This is a genomic window from Roseovarius gahaiensis (assembly GCF_011601345.1).
Classification (GTDB): domain Bacteria; phylum Pseudomonadota; class Alphaproteobacteria; order Rhodobacterales; family Rhodobacteraceae; genus Roseovarius; species Roseovarius gahaiensis.
This window is the reverse complement of sequence record NZ_JAAORB010000043.1, coordinates 1-24,597: the sequence shown is the minus strand read 5'-3', so window position 1 is coordinate 24,597 and position 24,597 is coordinate 1. Positions and strand designations below refer to the sequence as shown.

Annotated in this window: 24 protein-coding genes; 15 read left to right on the top strand and 9 right to left on the bottom strand. The window is 61.4% G+C overall.

The genetic code is table 11. The features are described from left to right. Positions 1 to 187 precede the first annotated feature (187 nt). Positions 188 to 1,987 carry a translation elongation factor 4 gene (gene lepA, locus HAT86_RS14735; protein WP_167199505.1) on the bottom strand — a complete coding sequence of 600 codons (1,800 nt, stop codon included), beginning with the start codon at positions 1,985 to 1,987 and terminating at the stop codon, positions 188 to 190. A 128-nt stretch (positions 1,988 to 2,115) separates the two neighbouring features. Here lepA and HAT86_RS14730 point away from each other — a divergent pair, with 128 nt between their 5' ends. Further along, complete coding sequence (locus tag HAT86_RS14730) at positions 2,116 to 2,394, top strand: acylphosphatase (protein WP_167199502.1); 279 nt, start codon at positions 2,116 to 2,118, stop codon at positions 2,392 to 2,394. 83 nt (positions 2,395 to 2,477) lie between these two features. Here HAT86_RS14730 and HAT86_RS14725 read toward each other — a convergent pair whose 3' ends face one another. The 3 genes from HAT86_RS14725 to HAT86_RS14715 form a co-directional block, all read right to left on the bottom strand. Continuing rightward, a complete protein-coding gene (locus tag HAT86_RS14725) occupies positions 2,478 to 3,479 on the bottom strand; it encodes a type I glyceraldehyde-3-phosphate dehydrogenase (RefSeq protein WP_167199499.1) in 1,002 nt (333 codons plus the stop codon). 75 nt (positions 3,480 to 3,554) lie between these two features. Beyond that, positions 3,555 to 4,220, bottom strand: a complete 666-nt coding sequence (locus HAT86_RS14720) for an SOS response-associated peptidase (RefSeq protein ID WP_167199497.1) — start codon at positions 4,218 to 4,220, stop codon at positions 3,555 to 3,557. Positions 4,221 to 4,225: 5 nt separating this feature from the next. Continuing rightward, on the bottom strand, positions 4,226 to 5,422 hold the full coding sequence (locus tag HAT86_RS14715; RefSeq protein WP_167199494.1) for a class I SAM-dependent methyltransferase: 1,197 nt from the start codon (positions 5,420 to 5,422) through the stop codon (positions 4,226 to 4,228). A gap of 127 nt (positions 5,423 to 5,549) precedes the next feature. Here HAT86_RS14715 and HAT86_RS14710 point away from each other — a divergent pair, with 127 nt between their 5' ends. The 4 genes from HAT86_RS14710 to HAT86_RS14695 all read left to right on the top strand — a co-directional run bounded on the left by HAT86_RS14710 (position 5,550) and on the right by HAT86_RS14695 (position 8,842). Further along, positions 5,550 to 5,888 carry a DUF952 domain-containing protein gene (locus tag HAT86_RS14710; RefSeq protein ID WP_167199491.1) on the top strand — a complete coding sequence of 113 codons (339 nt, stop codon included), beginning with the start codon at positions 5,550 to 5,552 and terminating at the stop codon, positions 5,886 to 5,888. Beyond that, positions 5,885 to 6,943, top strand: coding sequence for a quinone-dependent dihydroorotate dehydrogenase (locus HAT86_RS14705; protein WP_167199488.1), 1,059 nt, complete (start codon positions 5,885 to 5,887; stop codon positions 6,941 to 6,943). Before HAT86_RS14710 ends, HAT86_RS14705 begins: the two co-directional genes overlap by 4 nt. Next, a complete protein-coding gene (gene arsC / locus HAT86_RS14700; protein WP_167199485.1) occupies positions 6,940 to 7,281 on the top strand; it encodes an arsenate reductase (glutaredoxin) in 342 nt (113 codons plus the stop codon). The genes HAT86_RS14705 and arsC overlap by 4 nt, the downstream gene beginning before the upstream one ends. Positions 7,282 to 7,351: 70 nt before the next feature. After that, positions 7,352 to 8,842 carry a folate/biopterin family MFS transporter gene (locus HAT86_RS14695; protein ID WP_167199482.1) on the top strand — a complete coding sequence of 497 codons (1,491 nt, stop codon included), beginning with the start codon at positions 7,352 to 7,354 and terminating at the stop codon, positions 8,840 to 8,842. A 79-nt stretch (positions 8,843 to 8,921) separates the two neighbouring features. Here HAT86_RS14695 and HAT86_RS14690 read toward each other — a convergent pair whose 3' ends face one another. From HAT86_RS14690 to HAT86_RS14680, 3 genes are read right to left on the bottom strand one after another with little or no spacing between them, the layout of a single operon-like run. Further along, on the bottom strand, positions 8,922 to 10,262 hold the full coding sequence (locus HAT86_RS14690; protein WP_167199479.1) for an MATE family efflux transporter: 1,341 nt from the start codon (positions 10,260 to 10,262) through the stop codon (positions 8,922 to 8,924). Then, positions 10,255 to 10,767, bottom strand: a complete 513-nt coding sequence (locus HAT86_RS14685; protein ID WP_167199476.1) for a PaaI family thioesterase — start codon at positions 10,765 to 10,767, stop codon at positions 10,255 to 10,257. The genes HAT86_RS14690 and HAT86_RS14685 overlap by 8 nt, the downstream gene beginning before the upstream one ends. Further along, positions 10,767 to 11,189 carry a PaaI family thioesterase gene (locus HAT86_RS14680; protein WP_167199473.1) on the bottom strand — a complete coding sequence of 141 codons (423 nt, stop codon included), beginning with the start codon at positions 11,187 to 11,189 and terminating at the stop codon, positions 10,767 to 10,769. Before HAT86_RS14680 ends, HAT86_RS14685 begins: the two co-directional genes overlap by 1 nt. Positions 11,190 to 11,313: 124 nt before the next feature. Here HAT86_RS14680 and HAT86_RS14675 point away from each other — a divergent pair, with 124 nt between their 5' ends. The 8 genes from HAT86_RS14675 to HAT86_RS14640 all read left to right on the top strand — a co-directional run bounded on the left by HAT86_RS14675 (position 11,314) and on the right by HAT86_RS14640 (position 19,891). Beyond that, complete coding sequence (locus HAT86_RS14675) at positions 11,314 to 11,682, top strand: MerR family transcriptional regulator (protein ID WP_167199469.1); 369 nt, start codon at positions 11,314 to 11,316, stop codon at positions 11,680 to 11,682. A 176-nt stretch (positions 11,683 to 11,858) separates the two neighbouring features. Next, the gene (locus HAT86_RS14670) at positions 11,859 to 12,263 is read left to right on the top strand and encodes a MerR family transcriptional regulator (RefSeq protein ID WP_196780623.1); all 405 of its coding nucleotides are present in this window, start codon (positions 11,859 to 11,861) and stop codon (positions 12,261 to 12,263) included. Positions 12,264 to 12,290: 27 nt separating this feature from the next. Next, positions 12,291 to 14,087: an acyl-CoA dehydrogenase gene (locus tag HAT86_RS14665; RefSeq protein WP_167199466.1), complete on the top strand. Its 1,797-nt coding sequence runs from the start codon at positions 12,291 to 12,293 to the stop codon at positions 14,085 to 14,087. A gap of 28 nt (positions 14,088 to 14,115) precedes the next feature. Beyond that, complete coding sequence (locus tag HAT86_RS14660; protein ID WP_167199463.1) at positions 14,116 to 14,328, top strand: hypothetical protein; 213 nt, start codon at positions 14,116 to 14,118, stop codon at positions 14,326 to 14,328. A gap of 29 nt (positions 14,329 to 14,357) precedes the next feature. Further along, positions 14,358 to 15,494: an acyl-CoA dehydrogenase family protein gene (locus HAT86_RS14655; protein WP_167199461.1), complete on the top strand. Its 1,137-nt coding sequence runs from the start codon at positions 14,358 to 14,360 to the stop codon at positions 15,492 to 15,494. A gap of 313 nt (positions 15,495 to 15,807) precedes the next feature. Further along, positions 15,808 to 16,443, top strand: coding sequence for a glutathione S-transferase family protein (locus tag HAT86_RS14650; RefSeq protein ID WP_167199458.1), 636 nt, complete (start codon positions 15,808 to 15,810; stop codon positions 16,441 to 16,443). A gap of 14 nt (positions 16,444 to 16,457) precedes the next feature. Next, positions 16,458 to 17,669: an acetyl-CoA C-acetyltransferase gene (locus HAT86_RS14645; RefSeq protein ID WP_167199455.1), complete on the top strand. Its 1,212-nt coding sequence runs from the start codon at positions 16,458 to 16,460 to the stop codon at positions 17,667 to 17,669. Positions 17,670 to 17,695: 26 nt separating this feature from the next. Further along, a complete protein-coding gene (locus tag HAT86_RS14640) occupies positions 17,696 to 19,891 on the top strand; it encodes a 3-hydroxyacyl-CoA dehydrogenase NAD-binding domain-containing protein (protein ID WP_167199452.1) in 2,196 nt (731 codons plus the stop codon). 79 nt (positions 19,892 to 19,970) lie between these two features. On the opposite strand, the gene HAT86_RS14635 is transcribed toward HAT86_RS14640, so the two are convergent. Further along, positions 19,971 to 20,615: a Hint domain-containing protein gene (locus HAT86_RS14635; protein WP_167199449.1), complete on the bottom strand. Its 645-nt coding sequence runs from the start codon at positions 20,613 to 20,615 to the stop codon at positions 19,971 to 19,973. A 213-nt stretch (positions 20,616 to 20,828) separates the two neighbouring features. Then, a complete protein-coding gene (locus tag HAT86_RS14630; RefSeq protein WP_167199446.1) occupies positions 20,829 to 21,485 on the bottom strand; it encodes a sulfotransferase family 2 domain-containing protein in 657 nt (218 codons plus the stop codon). A gap of 137 nt (positions 21,486 to 21,622) precedes the next feature. On the opposite strand from HAT86_RS14630, the gene HAT86_RS14625 reads away from it, so the two are divergent. Both HAT86_RS14625 and HAT86_RS14620 read left to right on the top strand, forming a co-directional pair. Next, positions 21,623 to 23,251 carry an AMP-binding protein gene (locus HAT86_RS14625; RefSeq protein WP_167199443.1) on the top strand — a complete coding sequence of 543 codons (1,629 nt, stop codon included), beginning with the start codon at positions 21,623 to 21,625 and terminating at the stop codon, positions 23,249 to 23,251. 73 nt (positions 23,252 to 23,324) lie between these two features. After that, on the top strand, positions 23,325 to 24,350 hold the full coding sequence (locus tag HAT86_RS14620; protein ID WP_167199440.1) for a M48 family metalloprotease: 1,026 nt from the start codon (positions 23,325 to 23,327) through the stop codon (positions 24,348 to 24,350). The last annotated feature ends 247 nt before the right edge of the window (positions 24,351 to 24,597 follow it).

Below are 24,597 nucleotides of genomic sequence, written 5' to 3'. Positions count from 1 at the left end.
GCTGTCTCGCAACAACAATTCAACCAGATACGCCGCCAACCTTCAAATCGCCCAAACACCAGATCCAGTCATAACTCGGATAGAATTTGAGGTGGTCGCAGGCGGTGCGCAGTGAATGCGCACCCTACGCTGTGTGATGCTCAGCAGCTGGAGTGCAGCAAGTTCGACCTCTTACACCGAAAGCCGATCACTCATCCATCTTCAGCGCCGAGATGAACGCTTGCTGCGGGATTTCCACCTTGCCGAACTGGCGCATCTTCTTTTTGCCCGCCTTCTGCTTGTCCAGCAGTTTCTTCTTACGGCTCACGTCGCCGCCATAGCATTTGGCAGTGACGTCCTTGCGCATGGCGGACAGCGTTTCGCGGGCGATGACCTTGCCTCCGATGGCCGCTTGGATCGGGATTTTGAACATGTGGCGCGGGATTAGATCCTTGAGCTTTTCGCACATGGCACGGCCACGCATTTCGGCCCGGTCGCGGTGCACCATCATCGACAGCGCATCGACCGGTTCGTCATTCACCAGCACCTGCATTTTCACAAGGTTGTCGGGCCGATAGCCCGTGATCTCGTAATCGAACGACGCATAACCCTTGGTCACCGATTTCAGGCGGTCGTAGAAATCGAACACCACCTCGTTGAGCGGCAGGTCATAGACCACCATGGCGCGGGCACCGGCGTAGGTCAGGTCCATCTGGATGCCGCGACGGTCTTGGCAGAGCTTCAGAACGTCGCCAAGGAATTCGTCGGGCACAAGGATGGTGGCCTTGATACGCGGTTCTTCGACGTGATCCACATAGGTCAGGTCGGGCATGTCGGCGGGGTTGTGCAACTCCTCCATCGTGCCGTCTTTCATGTAGATATGATAGACGACCGAGGGCGCGGTGGTGATCAGTTCGATATCGTATTCGCGTTCGATCCGGTCACGGATAACTTCAAGGTGCAAAAGCCCAAGGAACCCGCAGCGGAAGCCAAACCCAAGCGCGGCAGAATTTTCCATTTCGTAGGAAAATGAGGCGTCGTTGAGGGCCAGTTTCTCGATCGCGTCGCGCAGGCTTTCAAATTCCGAGGAATCGACCGGGAACAACCCGCAAAACACCACCGGCACCGAGGGTGCGAAGCCCGGAAGCGGGGTTTCGCACTGCTTTTTCTCGTGGGTAATCGTGTCGCCCACGCGGGTATCGCGCACCTGTTTGATAGAGGCGGTGATAAAGCCGATCTCGCCCGGGCCCAGCTCATCGACCACGGTCATTTCAGGGCGGAACACGCCGATGCGGTCAACTCCATAGGTGGCCCCGGTTTGAATCATCCGGATCTTGTCGCCCTTTTTCATCACCCCGTCCATGATCCGGACCAGCACGACAACGCCAAGGTAGGGGTCATACTTACTGTCCACCAGCATCGCCTTGAGCGGCGCGTCACGATCACCCTTGGGCGCGGGCAGGTGATGAACAATCGCCTCAAGGGTTTCGACAATGCCTTCGCCCGTCTTGGCCGAGACCGGGATCGCGCCGGAGGCGTCGATGCCGATCACATCCTCGATCTGTTCGGCGGCTCGATCAAGGTCACTGGCGGGCAGATCGATCTTGTTGAGCACCGGAATCAGCTCATGATTGGCCTCAATCGCCTGATAGACATTGGCCAGCGTTTGCGCCTCGACCCCTTGGGTGCTGTCGACCACCAAAAGCGAGCCTTCGACCGCGCGCATCGAGCGCGAGACCTCATACGCGAAATCGACGTGGCCGGGTGTGTCGATCAGGTTCAACACATATTGTTCACCGTTCTGAGCGGTATAGTCGATGCGGACAGTGTTGGCTTTGATGGTGATACCACGTTCGCGTTCGATATCCATCGCGTCCAGAAGCTGTTCCTTCATGTCGCGTTCGGCCACGGTGTCGGTCATCTGGATCAGACGATCGGCGAGTGTGGATTTGCCGTGGTCGATATGCGCCACGATCGAGAAATTGCGGATATGCGAGAGCGGTGTCATGGTAGGGGGATATGCGGTGTAATTGCGTGGGGGTCAATGGGCTGCGTGAAGGGGCCGCAACCCTTTGTGCATTTGACCGAACGCGGTTTGCACCCCGTTTTAGCACGAACGGCCAAAGGAGGTCCGACATGAGCGAAGCAATTGCCATTCAGGCCCGGATCACCGGGCGGGTGCAGGGGGTGTCTTTTCGGGCATGGACGCACGCCCAGGCACAGGCGCGCGGGCTGGTCGGCTGGGTCCAGAACGAGCCCGACGGCGCGGTGCGCGCATGCATCGAAGGGCCGCGTGCAGTGGTGCAGGAGATGCTGACCGCGCTGCATGACGGGCCACCTGCGGCGCGGGTGGATCGGGTGGACAGCACCGACGCCACCCCAGATGGGTTTGAAACCTTCGAGATACGGCGATGAGCCGGCTTGCTGTCTTGTCAGACGTGGAGAGCGCGGAAACTTGAAAAGTTTCCGGTCCGATTTCTTTTAAAGAAATCGGCCCCTTACCCCGTCCGCGTGCCGATACGGCGGGTCATGTCCAGCATACGGCAGGAAAAGCCCCATTCATTGTCATACCAGCCAAACACCCGAAGCAGACCGCCAGCCGACACCGAGGTTTCCGGGCCGACAAGGATCACCGACTCGGGCCGCCCGCGCAAATCGGAACTGACCAGCGGCTGTTCGGTCCAGCCAAACACGGGCGAACGGTCGGCGGCCGCGCGCAGCACGGCGTTGACCGCATCTTCGCTGACGCTCTGGTGGGTCTGCACGGTCAGGTCGATGCACGACACGCTGGCGGTGGGCACACGGATCGCGCGAGCCTCGATCCGGCCTTTCATGTGGGGCAGAACAAGGCCTGTCTGATCTTGCGCGCTGGTCGTGGTCGGCACCATCGACAGGGCAGCGGCGCGGCTGCGCTCGGGCGCGCTGCGGGGTTTGTCCACCGTGGGCTGGCTGCCGGTGTAGCAATGCACCGTGGTCATCTGGCCGCTGACGACGCCAAACGCGTCGTCCAACAGGCGCACCAAAGGGGCCAACGCATTGGTGGTGCAAGACGCGTTAGAGATAATCCGCGCGTCGCCGAAATCATCCTCGTTCGCGCCCAAAACCAGCGTGACATCCGCCTCGGCGGACGGACCCGAGACCAGCACGGCGGCGGCCCCGGCCTCAAGCCCGCGTTCGGCCATGGCGCGCGCGCCGCCCATGCCAGTGCATTCCAACACCACATCGACGCCCGAAAGGTCCAGCGCGCGCAGGTCGGGTGCCGCATGGAAGGGGATCGCCCGGCCATCGACGATCAGGGCCGCCTCATCGGTGGCCACGGTGCCGGGCCATGGGCCAAACACGCTGTCGTATTGGAACAGGTAAGCACAGGTCGACAGCGGCTCGATCTCGTTGATCAGGACAAGTTCGATATCCGGGGCATCGCGCAACAGGATGCGCAGCAAGGTCCGGCCGATACGGCCAAACCCGTTGAGGGCAACACGAATGGGGCGGGTTTGCATGGGCAGGCCTCTGGCTGATCAGACGTGTCGGCACACTGACGCGACCAGGCGGGAATGCCAACCGTGAAAGTCTGGTTAATCCTCAAACGGTTCGATCAGATCCGGCCCGCTGGCGCGGTTCGAGTTTACCTTTGGATCGACACGCCAGAAGGTCAGCGCATCGTCGGGGGCAGCTTGCATCAGCGTAGCGGCCCCGTGCCCCGCTTCACCCAGCCACAAGGGCCAGTCATCTTGCGCCACGATCACCGGCATCCGGTGATGAATGCGCGCCATGGCCGGATTGGCGGCACAGGTGACGATGGCGCAGCTCGTCACACGGTCCGCGCCCTGCCCCCAGTCTTGCCAGATCCCGGCAAAAGCCAGAGGCGTTTCATCCGCGTGCCGGATGAACCACGGCAGGCGATTGCCGCTGTCATCCTTTGTCCATTCATAAAAGCCGCTGGCCGGGATCAGGCAGCGCCGTTCACGGCAAGCTGCCGCAAAGGCGGGTTTGCGCGCGATGGTTTCGGCGCGGGCGTTGATCAAAAGCGGTCCATCGGTGGGCGTTTTATACCAATGCGGGATGAAGCCCCATCGCATCGCGCTCAGGCGGCGCTGACCGTTCGGTGCGCTGACCACATGCACCGGATTGGTGGGGCAGACGTTGTAGTTGGGCGTCTGCGGCAAATCATTGGCCGGGGCCGCAGCAAACAGCTGCGCCATAGCATCATTGGGCAAAGTGACCGCGAACCGCCCGCACATCGGCCCTACCCCTTGAGCAACGCTGAATACAGCAACAGGCCCCAAGGCGCCGTCGCCTGTTCGATTTTCGCCCAAAGCGCGCCCATGCCAATGGGATCGGTGCCAGTGTGCTGCGCAATTTGGCTCAGGCTGCGGCGGCCATTGATCGCCGCGATCAGGGGGGCGGCGTGTTTGGGCAGGGCAAGGCGCGCAGTGGTGGTGCCAAAGGCCATCTTTGGGTGCTGCCCCCGCGCCACGGCCTGCGCCAGCGCACGCGGGTCCACCCCTTTTAGGTGCGGGATCAGCGCGCGGTTGCCACCCGTGGCGGGCGCGCGTGCCTCATCACCGGCCACGGCATAGCCGACATGGGCTTTGATCGTGCCGTTCAATTGCTCGGCCACGGCCATCGCCTGTATGTCGGTCAGGTGATCCGGCCGATCAGTCAGGCGCGATAGGTCGTATAGCGCGGGCATGGTGAACCCCGACAGCGCCCAGCCTGTGGCCTGCATCACCTCATGCAGGTCCAAGACCGTAAACGCGCGATCCTGACTGTGCAAAAGCAAGTCGTAAAACCCTGCGTCACTGTCCTTGTGATCGCCAAGGTTGGGGTTGCTGCGGAACGGGTGGCCCTTGGGCAACTCCCCGATCAGCCTACGCGCCTGCTCCAGCCTCTCGGCGGGGGGCATCCCTGCGTAAAGCGCGCCAAACGCGGCCTGCAACGGATACACCCCCGCGCGGCCATAGGGCGCATAAACCATGAACCCCAACCCGCCGCCGGGGGCCAAGGCCGCGCGCAAGGCCGCGAACCCTGCCGCCGGGTCGGGCAGGTGGTGCAGCACGCCGCAACAGTCGATATAGTCGAACTGGCCCAGATCGGGCGCATCCAGCAAGCTGCCGGTGACAAAGCTGATACCCGTCAGCCCGCGCGCCTGCGCCCGTGCCTCGGCCACTTTGCGCGAGGCCGTCGACAGGTCGACATATGTGATCTGTGCCGGGCGGCCTGCCTGTTTCATCAACGTGGCCAGTTGAATCAACCCGTCGCCCGTGCCGCCGCCCGCCACCAGCACCCGCAGCGGCTGTGACCAGTCGCGCTGCCCGCCAAACAGATAATGGTCAATTTCCAGCGGATGCGACGGCGAGCCGGTGATCAGGCGCTTGGCCTCGTCGGCGGGATCGCGTTCGGGGTATGGGTAGGCTTCGTATTGGTCCTTGACGGTCGTCATCGGCGGCTCGGGCTTGGGGGCGTGTTGACCTTCACAATGCCGCGTTTGAGGCGGGATGCAAAGCCGCAAAGCGGGATTGTTCGCATTGCCGCTTGACCGATCCACAGCAGCAGGGCATCACCGCGCCATGCTGATTTACAAGATTTTCCGCACCGACGAATGGCAAGAATTGCGCAAGGCAGGCACCAGCCACGGCGCGCCTGTCGATCTGGCCGATGGCTATATCCATTTCTCGACCGCCGAACAGGCGCCGGACACCGCAGCCAAGCATTTTGCGGGGCAAGACGCGCTGATGCTGGTGACGGTCGACACCGACAGGCTGGGCGATGCCCTGAAATGGGAGCCTTCGCGCGGCGGTGCTTTGTTTCCGCACCTCTACCGCGCCTTGCGGCTGGAGGATGTGCATTGGGCGCAACCGCTGCCGCTGGTCGATGGCGCGCATCAGTTCCCGGCGGGCCTGTCATGAGCAGGCTTGAAAAGCTGGGGCTGGCCGCCCTGCACCGGCTGGAGCCCGAAACCGCACACAAGGCCGCGCTGATGGCGTTGCGCAGCGGGCTGACGCCCCTGCCCGGCCTTGTGACATCCGACAGGTTGCGCAGCACGGTGGCGGGGCTGAGCCTGCCCAATCCGGTGGGTCTGGCCGCAGGGTTTGACAAGAACGCACAGGCGCTTGCGCCGCTCAGCCGTGCAGGCTTTGGCTTTGTCGAAGTAGGCGCGGTCACACCGCGCCCGCAGCCCGGCAACCCGCGCCCACGCCTGTTTCGGCTGGCCAAGGACCGTGCGGTGATCAATCGCTTCGGCTTTAACAACGACGGGATGGAGGTCGTGGCCGCACGGCTGGCTGACCGCCCCAAGGATGCGGTGATCGGCCTGAACCTTGGGGCCAACAAGGACAGTGCCGACCGGGCCGAGGATTTCGCGCGCGTACTGGCGCATTGTGGGCGGCATCTGGATTTCGCGACGGTCAATGTGTCAAGCCCCAACACCGAAAAACTGCGCGACCTGCAAGGCGCCGAGGCGCTGGCGCAATTGCTGCGCGGCGTGATGGAGGCGCGCGACTGGCTGCCCGATCCGATCCCCGTTTTCCTGAAAATCGCACCGGATCTGAGTGATGCAGAGCTGTCGGAAATTGCCGATGTGGCGCGGGCATCGGGCCTGTCAGGCATCATCGCCACCAACACCACGCTGGACCGCGACGGGCTGCACGGGCCGCATGCGCAGGAAAAGGGCGGGCTGTCGGGCGCGCCGCTGTTTGAAAAATCGACGCGGGTGCTGGCGCGGTTGTCGCAGTTGACGGCGGGGGACATGCCGCTGATCGGCGTCGGCGGCGTGGCCAATGCCGAACAAGCCTATGCCAAGATCCGCGCCGGCGCGAGCGCGGTGCAGCTTTACTCCGCGCTGGTCTATGACGGGATATCGCTGGTGGCACGCATTGCGCAGGGGCTTGATGATCTGCTGGCGCGCGACGGGTTTGCAAATGTGGCCGACGCGGTTGGCACGGGACGGGATGACTGGCTATGATTACCATCTGGCACAATCCGCGATGCAGCAAGTCACGGCAGGCGCTTGCGCTGCTGGAGGCGCGCGGCGACGACATAACGATACGCCGATATCTGGATGACGCGCCAAGCGTGGACGAGCTACGCCTGACGCGCGACACGCTGGGGCTGCGCGCCATCGACATGATGCGTCCCGGCGAGGCCCTGTTCAAAGAGCTTGGCCTGTCGAAAACCGACGATGACGCGACGCTGATCGCGGCGATGGCCGCCCATCCTAAGCTGATCGAACGCCCGATTGTGTTTGCCAATGCGCGCGCCATGATCGGCCGCCCGCCCGAGCGGGTTCTGGACATCTTGTAAGGGCTTTGCGCGGCGGCCATGCTGGCCTAAATTGGGGCGTAACGCCAAAACAACAGGAACCGGCACGACAATGGCAGGCGACACGGCAAGCACCCGGCAGAAACGCGGCCCTTGGGCGTGGATCGACGCTGTGGTGTTTGATCTGGCGCGGCAGATGCGATGGACCTTCCTGCCGCCTCTGATGGTCTATTTCGCCGCCGGGTTTTCTGGGCTGACCGGGATTGTCGGCACGTTTTTCGTCAAGGAATACCTTGACTTGTCCGCCGCCTATCTGGCCGGTCTGGCATTTTGGGCCGGGCTGCCATGGGCGCTGAAAATGCCGCTTGGGCATTTGGTGGACATCATCTGGCGCTGGAAATGGCTGCTGGTCTATCTGGGCGCGGGGCTGATCGGGCTGAGCATGATCATCATGTATCTGGTCATCACCCAGACCGAGATGATGAATGCGATCATGCCGATCAATGCGTGGTATATCACGTCGTTCCTACTCAGCCCCTGTGGATTGGTCATCCAAGACGCGGTCGCCGATGCGATGTCGGTCGAGGCAGTGCCACGGGTGGACGCGGCAGGCGATCCGATCGACGAAGAGCAATCACGCGGCCTGCATGTCACCATGCAGACCTTGGGCCGCTTCGCGCTGATTTCCGGCACCGTGGCGGTGGCGGCGATGAACATCTGGATGTTTCGCGGCATCGAGGCGATGGATGCCGCCGCCAAGGCCGACATCTATGCCACGATCTATCTGCTAGCCCTGTCCATTCCGCTGGTGTCGGTCAGCGGTGTGATGCTGGCCGGGGTTCAGAAATACCGCGCCCGCCACAACATGATGCGCAAAGGGTTAACCGCCGCCGAGGCGGACACCCTGTTCGAGCGTCCCGACGAGCATACCAAGCCGAACCCTTGGTATTTCATCGGCGGCGGGGCCTTTGTGGCGCTGACACTGGCGGTGGGCTTGGGGCAAGTGCCCTATGCACAAGAGATCGTCTTTGTCGGGTCGATGCTGATCGTGCTGCTGCTGATGCGCCAGCTGATCAAGGTGCTGACACCCGCAAAGGCGCGGGCGCTGATCGGCACGGCGACGATCATCTTCATGTTCCGCGCCGTGCCCCGGCCCGGCGACGGGATCACATGGTTCAACATCGACGTTTTGGGATTTGACCAACAATTCCTGTCAATCCTGTCGCTGATCACCTCGGTGCTGACACTGGTGGGCATGGTGGTGCTGCGCCCGATGATGGCCAGCCGCCCAATCGTTTGGATCGTGGCGATGCTGGCGTGGATTGCCCGCAATGCGCCTGACAACCTCAAGGCGACATTCTTTGCGGTCATGGCCTCGTTCACCAATCTGGCGCTGTCGGCCTCCAGCCTGACGACCAAATACCTCAATCAAGTATTCACCGTGACGCGCGAAGTCACCGACCCCGACACCGGTGCAGTGACGGTGCCGGCGGATTACTCGGAACTGGGCGTGTTGCTGATCGTGGTGACGGCCATCACGGTGGGCATCCCGCTGCTGGTGATCGGAATGGTGCAGCAGTCACGCCTGCGCACAACAGACTGAGCTTTTCCAAACGGTGCGGCTGCGCCGCGCATGATGGTATGTGCGAGGGGCGCTGCCCCTCGCGCTCCCCGGGATATTTTCAAACAGAAGAAGGCGGATGTGCCGCGCGTTCCAATGCGGGGTAGCGAAAGGCCAGCGTGGCGGCACGGGCGACAAAGCTGATCAACAGCGCGGCCCAAAGCCCGTGGTTGCCCATTCCCGGCACCAGAACAGCCACCGCCCCCGCATAGGTGGCAAGGCTGAGCGCCATCATGTTGCGCATATCGCGGGTACGGGTCGCGCCGATGAAGATCCCATCCAGCATATAGGAGCCCAGCCCAAGCACAGGCGCGGCCACCATCCACGGCAAATAGGTGCGCGCGGCGTTTTGCACCGCCTCAACCTTGGCCATGGTGTCGATGATCCACGGCCCAAGCGTGGCAAAACCCGTGGCAAGGAACACAACGCTGATCAGGCCCCATTGGCTGCTGACCACAGCGGCGCGGCGCAATTGGCCCGGCGCATGACGGCCCATCGCATAACCCACCAAGACCTCGGCGGCGAAGGCAAAGCCATCAAGCGCATAGGCGGTGATTTGCAGGAATTGAAGTAGCACCTGATTGGCCGCCAATGTCACATCCCCGAAATCGGCCCCCAGAAACAGGAACGACACGAAGATTCCTTGCAGCATCAACGAGCGCAGCAGAATATCGCCATTGACCTGCGCCATGCGTTTCAGCGCGGGCGGGTCGAACACGCGCGCCCAATCGCGCCAAGCGGGCACCTTGAAGGCATCGCGGCACAGCCAAAGCCCAAGCGCCAGCCCGCCCCATTCCGCGATGAAGGTGGCCAGCGCCACGCCCTCAACGCCCCAGCCAAGCCCCAGTACGAACCACAGATCCAGCACGATATTTACCGTGTTCATCACCAGTTGCACAAGCAGCACGGCGCGCGTGCGTTCAAGCGCGATCAGCCAGCCGGTGACGCCATACAGCGCGATGATGGCCGGGGCGCTGAACACCCGGATCGACATGTAGTCTTGGGCAAGGGATTCGACCTGTTCGCTGGCCGGGGCCAACATAAAGGCCCCGGCAAATAGCGGCATTTGCAGTGCGATCACCAATAGGCCACCAACCAGCGCGATCATCAGCGCACGGGTCAGCAGCGCGGCGACCTCGCCCTGCCGTCCAGCGCCATGGGCCTGACTGGTCAGCCCGGTGGTGCCCATGCGCAGAAAGCCAAACACCCAGTAGACTGCCGACAGGATGACCGCGCCGATGCCAACGGCCCCGATGGGCGCGGCCTGCCCCAATTGCCCCACCACGCCGGTATCGACCGCGCCCAGAATGGGCACGGTGATGTTGGCCAGCACAATCGGCAGGGCGATGTTCAGGACGCGCTTGTGCGTAATCTCTTGCGCGCCGGTCTCGGCCTCAGCCATCGTTGGCGCGTGGCATCAGGAAATGGCCCGAGGCCTGCGCGAAGGGGCGCGCACGATTGTCTTGCCACGCCTCGACCTTGACCGAGGCATAGCGCCGCCCCGAGCGCGCCACATGCGCGCGGGCATAGGCATCGCGCGGCAAGCCCGAGCGCAGGTAATCAACGGTAAAGTCGATGGTCTTGGGCAGGCGCGGCAGGTTGCCCTTGGCCAATTCATCCGGATCCAGCGCGCCGCTTTCGATGCGGTCCCACAGCATCGCCCAGCTTAGGCCGATGATGGCCGTCACTTCCAGAAACGCCGCCGTCGCCCCACCATGCAGCGCGGGCAGCAACGGGTTACCGATCAACCGATCCTGAAACGGCATCACCGCAGTCAACTCATCGCCGCGGCGGTCAAATTCAATGCCCAGAAACTGAATGTAAGGCACGCCTTGGATCAGCGCATTCAGCGCGGCATCGCGGCGTTGTTTGACGACTTGCACGGGCTCTGGACGGGGGCGCGTCATCATTTCGCCTCAACTGTGAATGTGCCGGTGGCGGTGGCCACTGGGCGGGAGTCGTCATCATCCATGGCGCGGGCGCGCACAAAGGCGACCGAGCGAGTAATATGGTAGCATTCGGCACGGGTGCGAATGGTTTGACCGGGCGTCGCCGGGCGCATGTAATCGATGCGCAGGTCGATGGTGGCCGTGGTGCCGGGGTTCTTGGGGTGACTCATCGCCGCCGCACCGCAGCAGGTATCCATCAGGGCCGAGACTGCGCCGCCATGGATCACGCCGGTTTCCGGGTCACCGATAAAGCGCCTGTCATAGGGCATGGATATCTCGGCGGTGCCCTCACCAATCTCTGTCAGTTCCATGCCCAAGGCCTGCGAATGCGGAATCGCGCCGATGAACTGTTCTGCGATCTTGGTTTTATCAACGCTCATGCGGAAACCCGATTGGAAAATCTTTCGTTCCACCCTTTATGGGCCTGAATGGCGTGCGGCTGCAAGGGTGGCGGTTGCCCTTGTTTACACGTGGGTCTACGTTGCCACCAAGGAGCGTTTGCCGATGTCTGAAACCCGCCTGCCTTTCAAGGAAATGTGCGCCACCTTCGATGTGACGCCGCGCACCTTGCGATATTACGAGTATATCGAATTGATCAGCCCCGAGCGCGAGGGGCGGTCACGGTTTTACGGCCCCAAGGAAATTGCCCGGATGACCCTGATCTTGCGCGGCCGAAAGTTTGGCTTTGCGCTGGAAGAAATCCGGCAATGGCTGCTGATTTACGAACATGAAGGCACTGAGGCGCAGATGCGCGCATGGATCGAACTGGCCGACCGGCAATTAAGCGAATTGGCCGACCAAAAGGCGCAGCTAGAGGACACGATGCAAGAGCTTCAGGCGCTGCGCGATGACACCGTGGCCAGCTTGCCCTGAGCCGACCGGGCCGCGCCAGCGATATAAAATTGCACGGTCTGGCGGGTGACCTTGCTGGATCTTACGTAAACCTGAAAATGACGTGACGTATCTATTACGTCAACGTGATCACCTGTTGTATCAAACCCTTGTACCGCCCAGTTACGCCGCAATCGAAACCGTTTTGGACCTATTCAATGACAAGTGAAAAAATGATGACGATCCGGCAAATGTGTGATGCCTTCGATGTCACGCCGCGCACCTTGCGGTTTTATGAATCGAAGGAATTGCTATTCCCGCAGCGCGAGGGGCAAAAACGCCTGTTCACCAAACGCGACCGCGCACGCCTGAAGCTGATCCTGCGCGGCAAGCGGTTTGGCTTCCGCCTAGAGGAAATTCGCCAGTTGCTGGAGCTTTACGACAAGGGCGACCAGCAACTGACACAGCTGACAAGCGCCTATGACATCGCACAGGACCGCTTGGTCGATCTGGAACGCCAGCGCGAAGAGTTGACCACCGCCATCACCGACCTTCAGGACCAGATGAAATGGGGCGAGCGCATGATCGCCTCGATCCGTCAGTCCAAAGACGCCGCCGAATAACGGCACCGACCACCAAGGGAGAGAGCCATGCCAACCTACACCCCGCCCACCAAGGACATGCAATTCGTGCTGCACGACGTGCTGAACGTCTCGGGTTCGGACATTCCGGGTTATGACGAATTGGACCGTGACTTTACCGCCGCCGTTCTGGATGAAGCCGGCAAGCTGGCCACCGAGGTTCTGGCACCGCTGAACACGGTTGGTGACAGGCAAGGGTGCACATTGGAAAACGGCGTGGTGCGCACGCCTGATGGCTTCAAGGACGCGTTCGACAAGGTGCGCGACGGCGGCTGGACCGCGCTGGATTGCGATCCCGATTATGGCGGTCAGGGCCTGCCCTATCTGATTTCGACGGCTGTGGGCGAGATGTTCTCGGCTGCGAATATGGCGTTCAACATGTATCAGGGTTTGACGCATGGCGCCTATAACGCCATCCATGCGCATGGCTCGGACGCGCAAAAGCAAAAATACCTACCCAAGATGGTGACCTGCGAATGGGGCGGCACAATGAACCTGACCGAGCCGCATTGCGGCACCGATCTGGGCCTGATCCGCAGCAAAGCCGAGCCGCAGGACGATGGCACCCACAAGATCAGCGGCCAGAAAATCTGGATTTCTGCCGGTGAACACGACATGTGCGAGAACATCATTCACCTTGTGCTGGCCAAACTGCCCGATGCGCCCGAAGGCGTGAAAGGCATTTCCCTGTTCATCGTGCCCAAGTTCATGGTGGGTGACGATGGCAGCCTAGGTGAACGCAATGCGCTGTCCTGCGGCGGCTTGGAAGAGAAAATGGGCATCCACGGCAACGCAACCTGCGTGATGAACTACGACGGGGCCACCGGGTTTCTGGTGGGCGAGCCGCACAAAGGCATGCGCGCCATGTTCACCATGATGAACGAAGCCCGGCTTGGCGTCGGCCTGCAAGGCTATGCGCAGGGCGAGGTTGCCTATCAAAACGCGTTGGGCTTTGCACTGGATCGCTTGCAGGGCCGCGATGTGACCGGCGTGCAAGCCCCCGACAAACCCGCCGATCCGATCATCGTGCACCCTGATGTGCGCCGCAACCTGATGGACCAAAAGGCCTTTGTCGAAGGCGCCCGCGCCTTCACCTTTTGGGGGGCATCAATGATCGACGCCAGCCACCGGAAGGGAGATGACGAGGCCGAGCAGATGGTCTCGCTGCTGACCCCGGTCATCAAGGGCTTCTTGACCGACAAGGGGTTTGAAACCACGGTGCTGGCCCAGCAAACGCTGGGTGGCTCGGGCTTTACCCGCGAATGGGGGCTAGAGCAGTTCGTGCGCGATGCCCGGATCACCATGATCTACGAAGGCACCAACGGCATCCAATCGCTTGATCTGGTGGGCCGCAAGCTGGCGCAGAACGGCGGCAAGGCGATCATGGCGTTTTTCGACATGATCAAAGGCTACATCAAGGACAACGCAGGGCAGGACGACGCATTCGACGCGCAGTTCCTTGAACCGCTGAAATCCGCCAGCAAGGATTTGCAAGCCGCGGGCATGTATTTCATGCAAAACGGCATGAAAAACCCCAACAACGCGCTGTCAGGCTCGTATGACTTCATGCACCTGTTCGGCCATGTCTGCCTTGGGCTGATGTGGGCCAAGATGGCCAAAGCCGCCCAAGGCGCGCTGGCCGGCGGCGCCAGCGACACGGCCTTCCACGAGACCAAGATCGCGACCGGCCGCCATTACATGGCGCGGCACCTACCAATGACCGCGACCCATCTGGCGCGGATCGAGACGGGCGGCGATACTGCCATGGCGCTGGACCCGGAGCAATTTGCCAGCGCAGGGGGCTAACCCACCACAGACAAGAGGGAGGACAGACATGCCAAAACGGTTTCGCCTGACACGCCGCTTCAACGCGGCAATGACCGAGGATGGCTACCGCCGTCTACGCCGCTTTGCGCAAGAGGCGGGCCTCGACGAGGGCGAGGCGCTGTCCTTCCTCTTTGAAAACTTCGACAGCGTGATCGACGAGGATACGTTCGCGCACCGTCTGCGCATCTTCAATTCCGAATTGGAGGCGCGCAAGCGCTGAGCCAAAGGAGGGCCAGGGGAGGGCCAGCCATGTCCACATGGATGACAGACGAACACCGCATGCTGGCCGAGATGACCAGCGATTTCATCACCCGCGAATGGGCGCCACATTTTGACCGCTGGCGCAAACAGGGCGAGATGGATCGTGATGTCTGGCAACAAGCCGGCGACCTGGGCCTGCTCTGCCCGTCGATCCCCGAAGCATACGGCGGGGCTGGCGGTGATTTTGGACACGAGGCGGTGATCTGCATCGAGCAGTCACGCGCCAATCTGGCCAGTTGGGGCAACCCGATCCATTCCGGCATCGTGGCGCATTACCTGTTGGCCTATGGCAACGAAGAGCAAAAGAAACGCTGGCTGCCCAAGATGGTCTCGGGTCAGATGGTGGGGGCCTTGGCCATGACCGAACCCGCCGCCGGATCGGATGTGCAAGGCATCAAGACCCGCGCAATCCGCGAGGGCAACGCCTATCGCCTTTCGGGCCAGAAAACCTTTATCACCAACGGTCAGCACGCCGAACTGATCGTCGTCGCCGCCAAGACCGATCCAAGCCAAGGTGCCAAGGGCGTGTCACTGGTGGTGGTTGAAACCAAGGAAGCCAAAGGTTTTTCACGCGGGCGTAACCTTGAGAAACTGGGCTGCCATGCCGCCGACACCTCGGAATTGTTCTTTGACGATGTTGAAATCCCACCAGAAAACATCCTTGGCGGCGAAGAGGGCAAAGGTTTCTACCAGATGATGGAGCAGCTGCCCCAAGAACGCCTGATCATCGCCTGCGGCGCACAAGGGGCCATGGAAGGCGGCGTTGCCCGCACCATTGCCTATGCCAAGGAACGGCAGGCCTTCGGCGGCCCGCTGACACAGTTTCAGAATACCCGTTTCAAACTGGCCGAATGCCAGACCAAAACCACCGTGGCCCGCGCCTTCTTGGACGAATGTATTTCCGAACACCTGCGCGGTGAGTTGAGCGTCGAAAAGGCCGCCATGGCGAAATACTGGCTGACCGACACGCAAGGCGAGGTTCTGGACGACTGCCTGCAACTGCATGGCGGCTATGGCTATATGGCCGAATACGATATCGCCGAAATGTGGGTGGATGCCCGCGTTCAACGCATCTACGGCGGCACCAACGAGATCATGAAAGACCTGATCGCGAGGGCGTTCTGATGCGGGTTGCGGCAGCGACACAATCAACCGCCGAGCCGGGGGTTTCACACCCCCGGACCCCCGTGGAGTATTTTCAGAACAATGAAGGGGGCATATTTCACCCTGCCCCGCACAGTGGCCAATCGGCATCCGGCGCGAGGCAGGGCTTCATCGTTCACGCCCATCGGCTCTCCAGCCTGTGGCGCCCCATGAGTGTTGCGCATGAACGGTTAAAAGTGGGTAAAGAGGCCTCAGCTTCATTGTTCGAAAAATACTCTGCGGGGGTGTGGGGGTGCAAAACCCCCACTGCAACATTTGCCAAGGAGACCAGACCATGACCATTCAGCTTTACTGCTTCGGCCAGTCGGGCAACGCCTACAAGGCCGCGCTGGCCTTGGAATTATCGGGTCTTGAGTGGTCGCCGGTTTACGTGGATTTTTTCAACGGCGAGACGCGGGGCGAGGCTTTTCGCGACCTGAACCCGATGGGCGAAGTGCCGGTGCTGGTCGATGGTGACGTGACCTTGACGCAATCGGGTGTCATGCAGACGTATGTCGCGGAAAAGACCGGTAAGTTCAGCGGCGGCACCCCTCAGGAGGCCCGCGAGGTCATGCGCTGGATGTTTTGGGACAATCACAAACTGAGCAGCCAAGCTGGCATGACTCGCTTTTTGATGAACTTCCTGCCCGAGGCCAAGCGCCCCGAGGGTGTGATCCCCTTCATGCAGGGGCGGCTGAAAGCGGCCTATGCCACGCTGAACGCGCATCTTGCAGGCCGCGACTGGATCGTGGGCGAAGGCCTGACCAATGCCGACCTGAGTTGCTGTGGCTACCTGTTCTACCCCGAACCGTTCGGCTTCGTGCGTGCGGACTGGCCCGAAATCGACCGCTGGCTTTCGAATATCGAGGGCTTGCCCGGATGGAAACACCCCTATGACCTGATGCCCGGCTCGCCAGCCGACCGGGCCTGACAGAGGAGACGACGATGACCGACGCCTATATTTATGACGCTGTGCGCACGCCGCGCGGCAAGGGCCGCAAGGATGGCGCCCTGCACGAGGTAACCAGTGTGCGCCTCAGCGCGCAGGTTCTGAACGCGATGAAAGAGCGCAACGGGCTTGATGGCCATGCCGTCGAGGATGTGATCTGGGGCAATGTCACGCAGGTGATGGAGCAAGGCGGCTGTTTGGCTCGCACGGCGGTTTTGGCCTCGGATTTGGACGAGTCCATTCCCGGCCTTGCGATCAACCGGTTCTGCGCCAGCGGCATGGAGGCCGTGAATCTGGCCGCCAATCAGGTGATGGGCGGGGCCGGTGACGGCTATATCGCAGGCGGCGTCGAGATGATGGGCCGCGTGGCCATGGGCAGCGATGGCGCGGCGATTGCCGTTGACCCAAGCGTTGCCATGGAGACGTATTTCGTCCCTCAGGGTATCAGCGCCGATATCATCGCCACCGAATTTGGCTTTACCCGCGATCAGGCCGATGCGCTGGCCGTGGAAAGCCAAACCCGCGCCAAGGCAGCGTGGGATGCAGGCCGGTTCGCGCGCTCGATCATCGAGGTAAAAGACCAAAACGGGCTGAGCATTCTGGATCATGACGAATACATGCGTCCGGGCACCGACATGCAGGCGCTTGGCGCGCTGAACGCCAGCTTTCAGCAGATGGGCGAGGTGATGCCGGGCTTTGATGCGGTGGCCAAGTTGAAATACCCGCATCTGGAACGCGTCAACCACATCCACCATGCGGGCAACAGCTCGGGGATCGTGGACGGCGCAGCAGCGGTGCTGGTCGGCTCTAAAGCCTTTGGCGAGAAATGGGGCCTGACACCACGCGCGCGCATTCGTCAGACCACAAAGATCGGCACCGATCCGACGATCATGCTGACCGGCCCGGTGCCCGCCACCGAAAAGGCGCTGGCCGACAGTGGGATGAAAATCGGCGATATCGACCTGTTCGAGGTGAACGAAGCCTTTGCCAGTGTCGTTTTGCGGTTCCAGCAGGCGTTCGATGTCGATCCTGCCTTGGTCAACGTCAATGGCGGCTCAATCGCCATGGGCCATCCGCTGGGGGCCACCGGCGCCATCATCATCGGCACATTGCTGGACGAATTGGAGCGCAGCGACAAAGAGGTCGGATTGGCCACCTTGTGCATCGCGTCCGGCATGGGTGCGGCCACGATCATCGAACGCGTCTAAGCGACCAAGTGACAGGAGAGATTGAAATGACTGATTTCACGATGGAAAAAGGCGCCGATGGCGTTGCCGTGATCACTTGGGACACGGTTGGCAAGTCGATGAACGTGATGAGCCAGCAGGGTTTTCTGGACCTTGAGGGTTTGATCGATGATGCGCTGGCCGACAACGCGGTCAAGGGCGTGGTGATCACCAGCGGCAAGGATGGCTCGTTCGCGGGCGGGATGGACCTGAACGTGATCGCCAAGATGCGCGATGACGCCGGGGATGAACCGGCCAAGGGCCTGTTCGAAGGCGTCATGGGCATGCATGCTATCCTGCGCAAGATCGAACGCGGCGGCATGGACGACAAGAACAAGGGCGGCAAACCCATTGCCGCCGCCCTGCCCGGCACGGCGCTTGGCATCGGGCTGGAAATCCCGCTGGCCTGCCACCGTATTTTCGCCGCCGACAACCCAAAGGCAAAGATCGGCCTACCCGAGATCATGGTGGGGATTTTCCCCGGTGCGGGCGGCACGACACGGCTGGTGCGCAAATTGGGGGCGATGGCGGCCTCGCCGCTGCTGCTGGAGGGCAAGCTGAACGACCCCAAGAAGGCCAAGACCGCCGGTGTGGTTGATGAGGTCGTGCCCGCCGATGAGTTACTGGACACGGCCAAGGAATGGGTTTTGTCCGACCCCAAGATCGTCAAGCCGTGGGATGAAAAGGGCTATAAAATGCCCGGTGGCGCGCCCTATCATCCGGCCGGGTTCATGACGTTCGTGGGCGCCAGCGCCATGGTTAACGGCAAAACGCAAGGCGCGTTCCCTGCCGCCAAGGCGCTGCTGAGCGCGGTTTACGAAGGCGCCTTGGTGCCGTTTGACACCGCGCTGAAGATCGAGGCGCGGTGGTTCACCAATGTCTTGATGAACCCCAGTTCCAGCGCGATGATCCGGTCGCTGTTCATCAACAAAGAAGCGTTGGAAAAAGGCGCGAACCGCCCGGATGTGCCTGATCAACAGGTCAAGAAGGTTGGCGTCATGGGCGCGGGCATGATGGGCGCGGGGATCACGCTTGTCTCGGCGCAGGCGGGCATGGAGGTTGTTCTGATCGACCAGAAACAAGAGGCCGCCGACAAAGGCAAAGCCTACACCGCCGATTACATGGACAAGGGTATCAAACGTGGCAAAGCCACCGAGGAGAAGAAAGCGCAGGTGCTGGACCGCATCACCGCCACCACCGATTATGCGCCGCTGAAAGGCTGTGATCTGGTGATCGAAGCCGTATTCGAAGACCCCAAGATCAAGGCCGAGGTCACGAAAAAGGTGCTGGAGGTTGTCGGGGAGGATTGCATTTTTGCGACCAACACCTCCACCCTGCCGATCACGGAACTGGCCAAGGCCAGCGACAGCCCCGAGCAGTTCATCGGCATCCACTTCTTCAGCCCGGTGGAAAAGATGATGCTGGTCGAGATCATCAAGGGCCAGCAAACCGGCCCGCGCGCCGTGGCCAAGGCGCTGGATTATGTCCGGCAAATCCGCAAGACGCCGATTGCAGTGAACGATGCGCGGTTCTTCTATGCCAACCGCTGCATCATTCCCTACATCAACGAAGGCATCCGCATGGTCGCCGAAGGTGTCGCGCCTGCGCTGATCGACAATGCAGCGCGGCAATTGGGCTTCCCGGTGGGGCCGCTGCAACTGGTCGATGAAACCTCGATTGATCTGGGGGCCAAGATTGCCCGCGCCACCAAGGCGGCGATGGGCGATGACTACCCCGACGAGGCGGTCGACGAGGTGATCTTCTGGATGGAAGGCGAGGGCCGTCTGGGCCGCAAGGCCAATGCCGGGTTCTTCGACTATGACGACAAGGGCAAGCGCCTTGGGTATTGGGAGGGTCTGGCGCAGGAATTCCCGCTCGCCGACGACCAGCCCGATCTGATCCGCGTGCAGCATCGCCTGATGTTCGCGCAGGTGCTAGAGGCCGTGCGCGCCCTGGAAGAAGGGGTTCTGGAAGATATCCGCGAGGGCGATGTGGGCGCGATCCTTGGCTGGGGCTTTGCGCCTTGGTCGGGGGGGCCGTTCAGTTGGCTGGACATCATCGGCACACCCTATGCCGCCGAACGCTGTGACGAGTTGGAAGCCGCGCACGGTGCACGCTTTGCCTGCCTGGCCTTGCTGCGCGAGATGGCCGATAAAAACCAAGGCTTTTACGCCCGGTTTGGATCAGACGCCAAAGCCGCCTGAGGGACAGCCCTAAAAAACACAAGACGCGCGTCCCGCTTCGGGGCGCGCGTTTTCGTTTACACGATGAAACTGAGGGGCGTCAGGCGGCCGCGCAGATCGCCTCCGGGTTCGGCACATGGGATGGCGTCTTGGCCCCCTGCCCCTCAAGCTCGATCGCTTCGGCAAGAATCACGGCCTCGTCCATCGGCAGGACCGTATAAAGCGAGGCAGTATCCGCGTCGAAGGCCCGATCCAGCAAATCCCGCGACGAGGGCGCGAAAAACAACGCACCGCTATTGGCAAAGACGACCTGCTCACTCTCGAAATGCAGGATCACGACGTCGACCCCGTGGCGCGGCGGCACACGGTGGATACCGTTCACACCATCCAATGCTTGCGCAGGCAGCAAGGTGAACGGATCACCATAGACCATTTCGGCAGCGTCACTTTCCAACAGCACGCCCTGGTTGGGCAGCAGATGCATCACCTCGCGATTGCCAAGCGCCCCGGCGGGCACTTCAAGCGGCCAAAAGCGGGTGGGACAGCCCGTTTCGCCACTCCAAAGCGCGCGGCGTTCAATCCGGGTCACGGCCTGAAGGCCCGCATCGAAGGTCAGAACCTTATCGCCCACCGCGATAGCCTCGACCGGGCGCCAGCCCATCGCCGTGGCGACACGGGTGCCTTCGATCAACCCCGACATGACCCCTGTTGCACCGCCGTCATAGGCACCGGTGATATCGGTCATGCGTTTGGTCCCCTTGGACTGGTGTGCAGACATCCAACCAAACATGTGTTCCATCCCCTTATCAAGCCGGTGGCAGCCGGCCCTGTGTCCTTATGGAACCACTTAAAGTTGATTCTCTTGCCGCTCCTTGGTCCAAAAAACGGCTTGATTACGGCATTGTTGACAAGGTTGCACCAATGAATAGCCTTATTCGGGATTGGTTGTTTTTACACGTTAAGTTTGCCCGTCAAAGCTGTATCCAAAGCGCTGAATATCCGTCTGACACAGGCTTTGCACCAGCGACGCGTCACCGGCGCTATAGTATGACCGATAGTCGCGCACCCGTGGCGAGCGGTTGGAAACAGCCAAACTCAGCCGAAAGCCCAGATGCTCCCAAAGCGGCGCGGTATCCTGTTCAAGATGTTCTAGCCGGATATAGGCATCGCAGTGGTCCGCGCCATCCGGCGCGCGCATGTAGCTGTCATAGGGGGCCGCGCGGATCGTCTGCTGCGTGTGCGAGGCATTCAGAAAGCCGCTGAAATCCTCCGCTTGGGCAAGGTGAACCGCCGGATGGTCAAACTTCTGCGCGCGCAGCCAATGGTAATAGCTGACCATTCGATCCCATGGGTTGCGCACCATAGTAAAGACAAAGGCACGCGCGATTTGTTCCGGCGGCACCAGACCCTGAATATCGGCAAGGGTTGAATGCTTCCACAGCCGCCCGGCAGATTGCGCCCCTTTCAAACGGCGGCGGCGTTTGCGGGCTTTGGGCGTGTCTCCGATCAGGATGTCATCCTTCATCGCCCGCCCCTCAAGCGCCAGCGCCATCGAGGTGCCGCCGGTTTTGGGAATATGCACGAAAATATAGTTGCGCCCAGAAGAAATGATCATGCGCGCCACGCTAAATGCAGCTACCGGGCGCGGCAAGGGACAGGCTATGATCGAATTGTCTGACATTTAAATTGATCGAGAGGGAATTCTCAATATTCTCGACGAACCACTGCACAGATGAATCAGGGAGGAGCATCATGGGCTGGATGGCGGACGAGACCGGGCTGGGGCGCAATACGGCCAATTTTGTGCCTTTAACACCATTGTCGCATTTGCGGCGCGCGGCGCGGCTTTTTCCTGATCACGACGCTGTCGTGTATCACGGCACGCGCCACAGCTATGCGCAGTATCACGACCGCTGCACGCGGCTGGCCTCGGGGCTGGCGCGACTTGGGGTTGAAACAGGCGATGTGGTGGCCACCTTGCTGCCCAACCTGCCCGCCCATGCCGAGGCACATTTCGGCGTGCCCGCCTGCGGCGCGGTTCTGAATACGATCAACACCCGGCTGGAGGCCGGAACGATTGCCTATATTCTGGATCACGGCGGCGCCAAGGTGCTGCTGGTCGACCCGCAATTCCTGCCGGTTGCCGCCGAAGCCTTCGAGGAAATGGAAGGCCCCGCGCCCATCGTGATCGAGGTGGCCGATGACGCGGCAGGCGTACATAGCCATGGCCATTACATGGAATACGAGGAATTGCTGGCCTCGGGCGATCCCGAGTTTGACTGGATCATGCCACAGGACGAATGGGAAAGCCTTGCGCTGAATTACACCTCGGGCACCACGGGGCGACCCAAGGGCGTGGTCTATCACCACCGGGGGGCGTATCTGATGACCATGGGCACCGCCGTCAGTTGGCCGATGCCGCGCCATGCCAAGTATCTGACCATCGTGCCGATGTTCCATTGCAACAACTGGAACCACACATGGATGATGCCGATGCTGGGCGGCACACTGGTCTGTTGCCGCGACATCACGGCGGCGGCGATTTACGATGCCATCGCCGATGAAGGCGTCACTCATTTCGGGGCCGCGCCGATTGTTTTGAACACCATCGTGAACGCCAAGGACAGCGAACGGCGCAGCTTTGATCATGTTGTGGATGTGTTCACCGCCGGAGCGCCGCCGCCTGCGGCCACCTTGCGCGCGATTGAACCTTTGGGTTTCAAGGTCACGCAGGTTTATGGCCTGACCGAAACCTACGGCCATGTCACCGAATGCCTGTGGCAACCGCATTGGACCGGGCAGGACGACGAAACACGCTACGCCATCAAAGCGCGCACCGGCGTTCTGATGCCGATGATGGACGACATCACCGCGATGGACCCTGAAACGTTGGCGCAAATCCCGATGGACGGCATTGCGCAGGGCGAAATTATGATCCGCGGCAATGCGGTGATGAAAGGTTACTATAAAAACCCCAAAGCCACCGAAAAGGCGTTTCAGGGCGGGTATTTTCATTCCGGTGATATCGCCGTGCAGCATCCCGATGGCTATCTGCAAATCGCGGATCGGGCCAAGGATATCATAATCTCGGGCGGTGAGAATATCAGCTCGGTCGAGGTAGAAGGTGTGTTGATGATGCACCCGTCGGTGCTGCTATGCGCGGTGGTGGCCATGCCGCATGAGACATGGGGCGAGGTGCCCTGCGCCTTTATCGAGGTGAAAGACGGTGCCGAAACCGTCGAGGGCGATCTGATCGCCTTTGCGCGAGAGCGTCTGGCGGGGTTCAAATCACCCAAGCGCGTGGTGTTTCAAGAACTGCCCAAAACAGCGACCGGCAAGATCCAGAAATTCGAACTGCGCCGACTGGCACGCGAGATGTAGGCTGGTGGATGGACGGGGTCTGTGCAGCCGTGCTATCGTCCCTTGAAAGAGGCAGAGCAGGCCCACATCAACAATGACAGCATTGAGCGAATACCAAAGGCTTGAGGCATCGGGCCTGTGGCGCGCCTCCCCCGAAGATCAACGCACCGATGTTATCGTCTCTATCGGTGATGCCACGCTGGTGATCACAGACCGGCGCGAGCGCCCGCTTGCGCATTGGTCACTGGCCGCCATTCAGCGGGCCAATTCAGGGCAAACCCCGGCGCTATACCATCCCGACGGCGACCCCGGCGAAACACTGGAACTGGCCGGTGACGAAAAGGCCATGATCGAAGCCATCGAAAAGCTGCGGGCCGCCGTCGAACGGCGCAGGCCGCATCCCGGCAGATTGCGGCTGGTGATGCTGGGTGTCTCGTGTCTGGTGGTCGTGGCGCTGGCGGTGTTCTGGCTGCCCGGTGCCGCACGTGATCACGCTTTGGGCGTCGTGCCGGACGTCAAACGCACCGAAATCGGCACGGCGCTGCGCCGCCACATGGAGCGCGTCACAGGCCCTGCCTGTCGTGAGCCCGGCGGGCGCGCAGCGCTGAACAGGCTGGCGCGTCGCCTCAGCAATGGCGGTGCGGCATTCTCGTTGGCGGTTGTGCGCGACGGGGTGGCCAGCACAACGCATCTGCCCGGCGGCACCATCCTGATCGGCAAAAGCCTTGTCGAAGATCACGAGGAACCCGATGTGGTCGCCGGATTCATCGTGGCCGAACGCTTGCGCGCCGCGCAAACCGACCCGTTGGAGGATTTGCTGCGACATGCCGGGTTGTGGGCAACCTTCCGCCTTTTGACCACCGGAGCACTGGATGAGGACAGTTTGCACAGCTATGCCCAGTATTTGCTAACGTCGAAACCTGCGCCATTGCCCAACGATGCCTTGCTGAAAGCGTTCGAAGAAACTGGCCTTCGCTCTAGCCCATATGCCTATGCGCTGGATATTTCCGGCGAGACCACATTGGCCTTGATCGAGGCAGACCCGTTCGCCAGCCAACCCCCCGCCGCCCTTCTAAGCGACAGCGATTGGCTGCGCCTGCAAGGGATTTGCGGCGGCTGAGTGGCCGCTAATGTGTCAAGCAAAAGCCCCGTTTTGCACGCCAACAGCTTGCTGGCGCGGTTCACCATAAGCACACAGACCGGATGCCCAATGCGCTGCGCCCGACGTAAGGTTGCCGGATCGCCTCTGGTGTCCATCCGGTGTTTCGCGAAGGTGCGAACAGGAGCTTCGCTGTAGGTTTCTCGGACGCCACGCGAGGTGGTCAAGTAGCGCGCGGCACCGTCTGGCGTCCGAGAAGCGCGCAAGC

Coding starts and splice junctions, on each gene's coding strand:
- lepA (WP_167199505.1), bottom strand. CDS start 1,987: ATGACACCGCTCTCGCATATCCGCAATTTCTCGATCGTGGCGCATATC.
- HAT86_RS14730 (WP_167199502.1), top strand. CDS start 2,116: ATGAGCGAAGCAATTGCCATTCAGGCCCGGATCACCGGGCGGGTGCAG.
- HAT86_RS14725 (WP_167199499.1), bottom strand. CDS start 3,479: ATGCAAACCCGCCCCATTCGTGTTGCCCTCAACGGGTTTGGCCGTATC.
- HAT86_RS14720 (WP_167199497.1), bottom strand. CDS start 4,220: ATGTGCGGGCGGTTCGCGGTCACTTTGCCCAATGATGCTATGGCGCAG.
- HAT86_RS14715 (WP_167199494.1), bottom strand. CDS start 5,422: ATGACGACCGTCAAGGACCAATACGAAGCCTACCCATACCCCGAACGC.
- HAT86_RS14710 (WP_167199491.1), top strand. CDS start 5,550: ATGCTGATTTACAAGATTTTCCGCACCGACGAATGGCAAGAATTGCGC.
- HAT86_RS14705 (WP_167199488.1), top strand. CDS start 5,885: ATGAGCAGGCTTGAAAAGCTGGGGCTGGCCGCCCTGCACCGGCTGGAG.
- arsC (WP_167199485.1), top strand. CDS start 6,940: ATGATTACCATCTGGCACAATCCGCGATGCAGCAAGTCACGGCAGGCG.
- HAT86_RS14695 (WP_167199482.1), top strand. CDS start 7,352: ATGGCAGGCGACACGGCAAGCACCCGGCAGAAACGCGGCCCTTGGGCG.
- HAT86_RS14690 (WP_167199479.1), bottom strand. CDS start 10,262: ATGGCTGAGGCCGAGACCGGCGCGCAAGAGATTACGCACAAGCGCGTC.
- HAT86_RS14685 (WP_167199476.1), bottom strand. CDS start 10,767: ATGACGCGCCCCCGTCCAGAGCCCGTGCAAGTCGTCAAACAACGCCGC.
- HAT86_RS14680 (WP_167199473.1), bottom strand. CDS start 11,189: ATGAGCGTTGATAAAACCAAGATCGCAGAACAGTTCATCGGCGCGATT.
- HAT86_RS14675 (WP_167199469.1), top strand. CDS start 11,314: ATGTCTGAAACCCGCCTGCCTTTCAAGGAAATGTGCGCCACCTTCGAT.
- HAT86_RS14670 (WP_196780623.1), top strand. CDS start 11,859: ATGACAAGTGAAAAAATGATGACGATCCGGCAAATGTGTGATGCCTTC.
- HAT86_RS14665 (WP_167199466.1), top strand. CDS start 12,291: ATGCCAACCTACACCCCGCCCACCAAGGACATGCAATTCGTGCTGCAC.
- HAT86_RS14660 (WP_167199463.1), top strand. CDS start 14,116: ATGCCAAAACGGTTTCGCCTGACACGCCGCTTCAACGCGGCAATGACC.
- HAT86_RS14655 (WP_167199461.1), top strand. CDS start 14,358: ATGTCCACATGGATGACAGACGAACACCGCATGCTGGCCGAGATGACC.
- HAT86_RS14650 (WP_167199458.1), top strand. CDS start 15,808: ATGACCATTCAGCTTTACTGCTTCGGCCAGTCGGGCAACGCCTACAAG.
- HAT86_RS14645 (WP_167199455.1), top strand. CDS start 16,458: ATGACCGACGCCTATATTTATGACGCTGTGCGCACGCCGCGCGGCAAG.
- HAT86_RS14640 (WP_167199452.1), top strand. CDS start 17,696: ATGACTGATTTCACGATGGAAAAAGGCGCCGATGGCGTTGCCGTGATC.
- HAT86_RS14635 (WP_167199449.1), bottom strand. CDS start 20,615: ATGACCGATATCACCGGTGCCTATGACGGCGGTGCAACAGGGGTCATG.
- HAT86_RS14630 (WP_167199446.1), bottom strand. CDS start 21,485: ATGATCATTTCTTCTGGGCGCAACTATATTTTCGTGCATATTCCCAAA.
- HAT86_RS14625 (WP_167199443.1), top strand. CDS start 21,623: ATGGGCTGGATGGCGGACGAGACCGGGCTGGGGCGCAATACGGCCAAT.
- HAT86_RS14620 (WP_167199440.1), top strand. CDS start 23,325: ATGACAGCATTGAGCGAATACCAAAGGCTTGAGGCATCGGGCCTGTGG.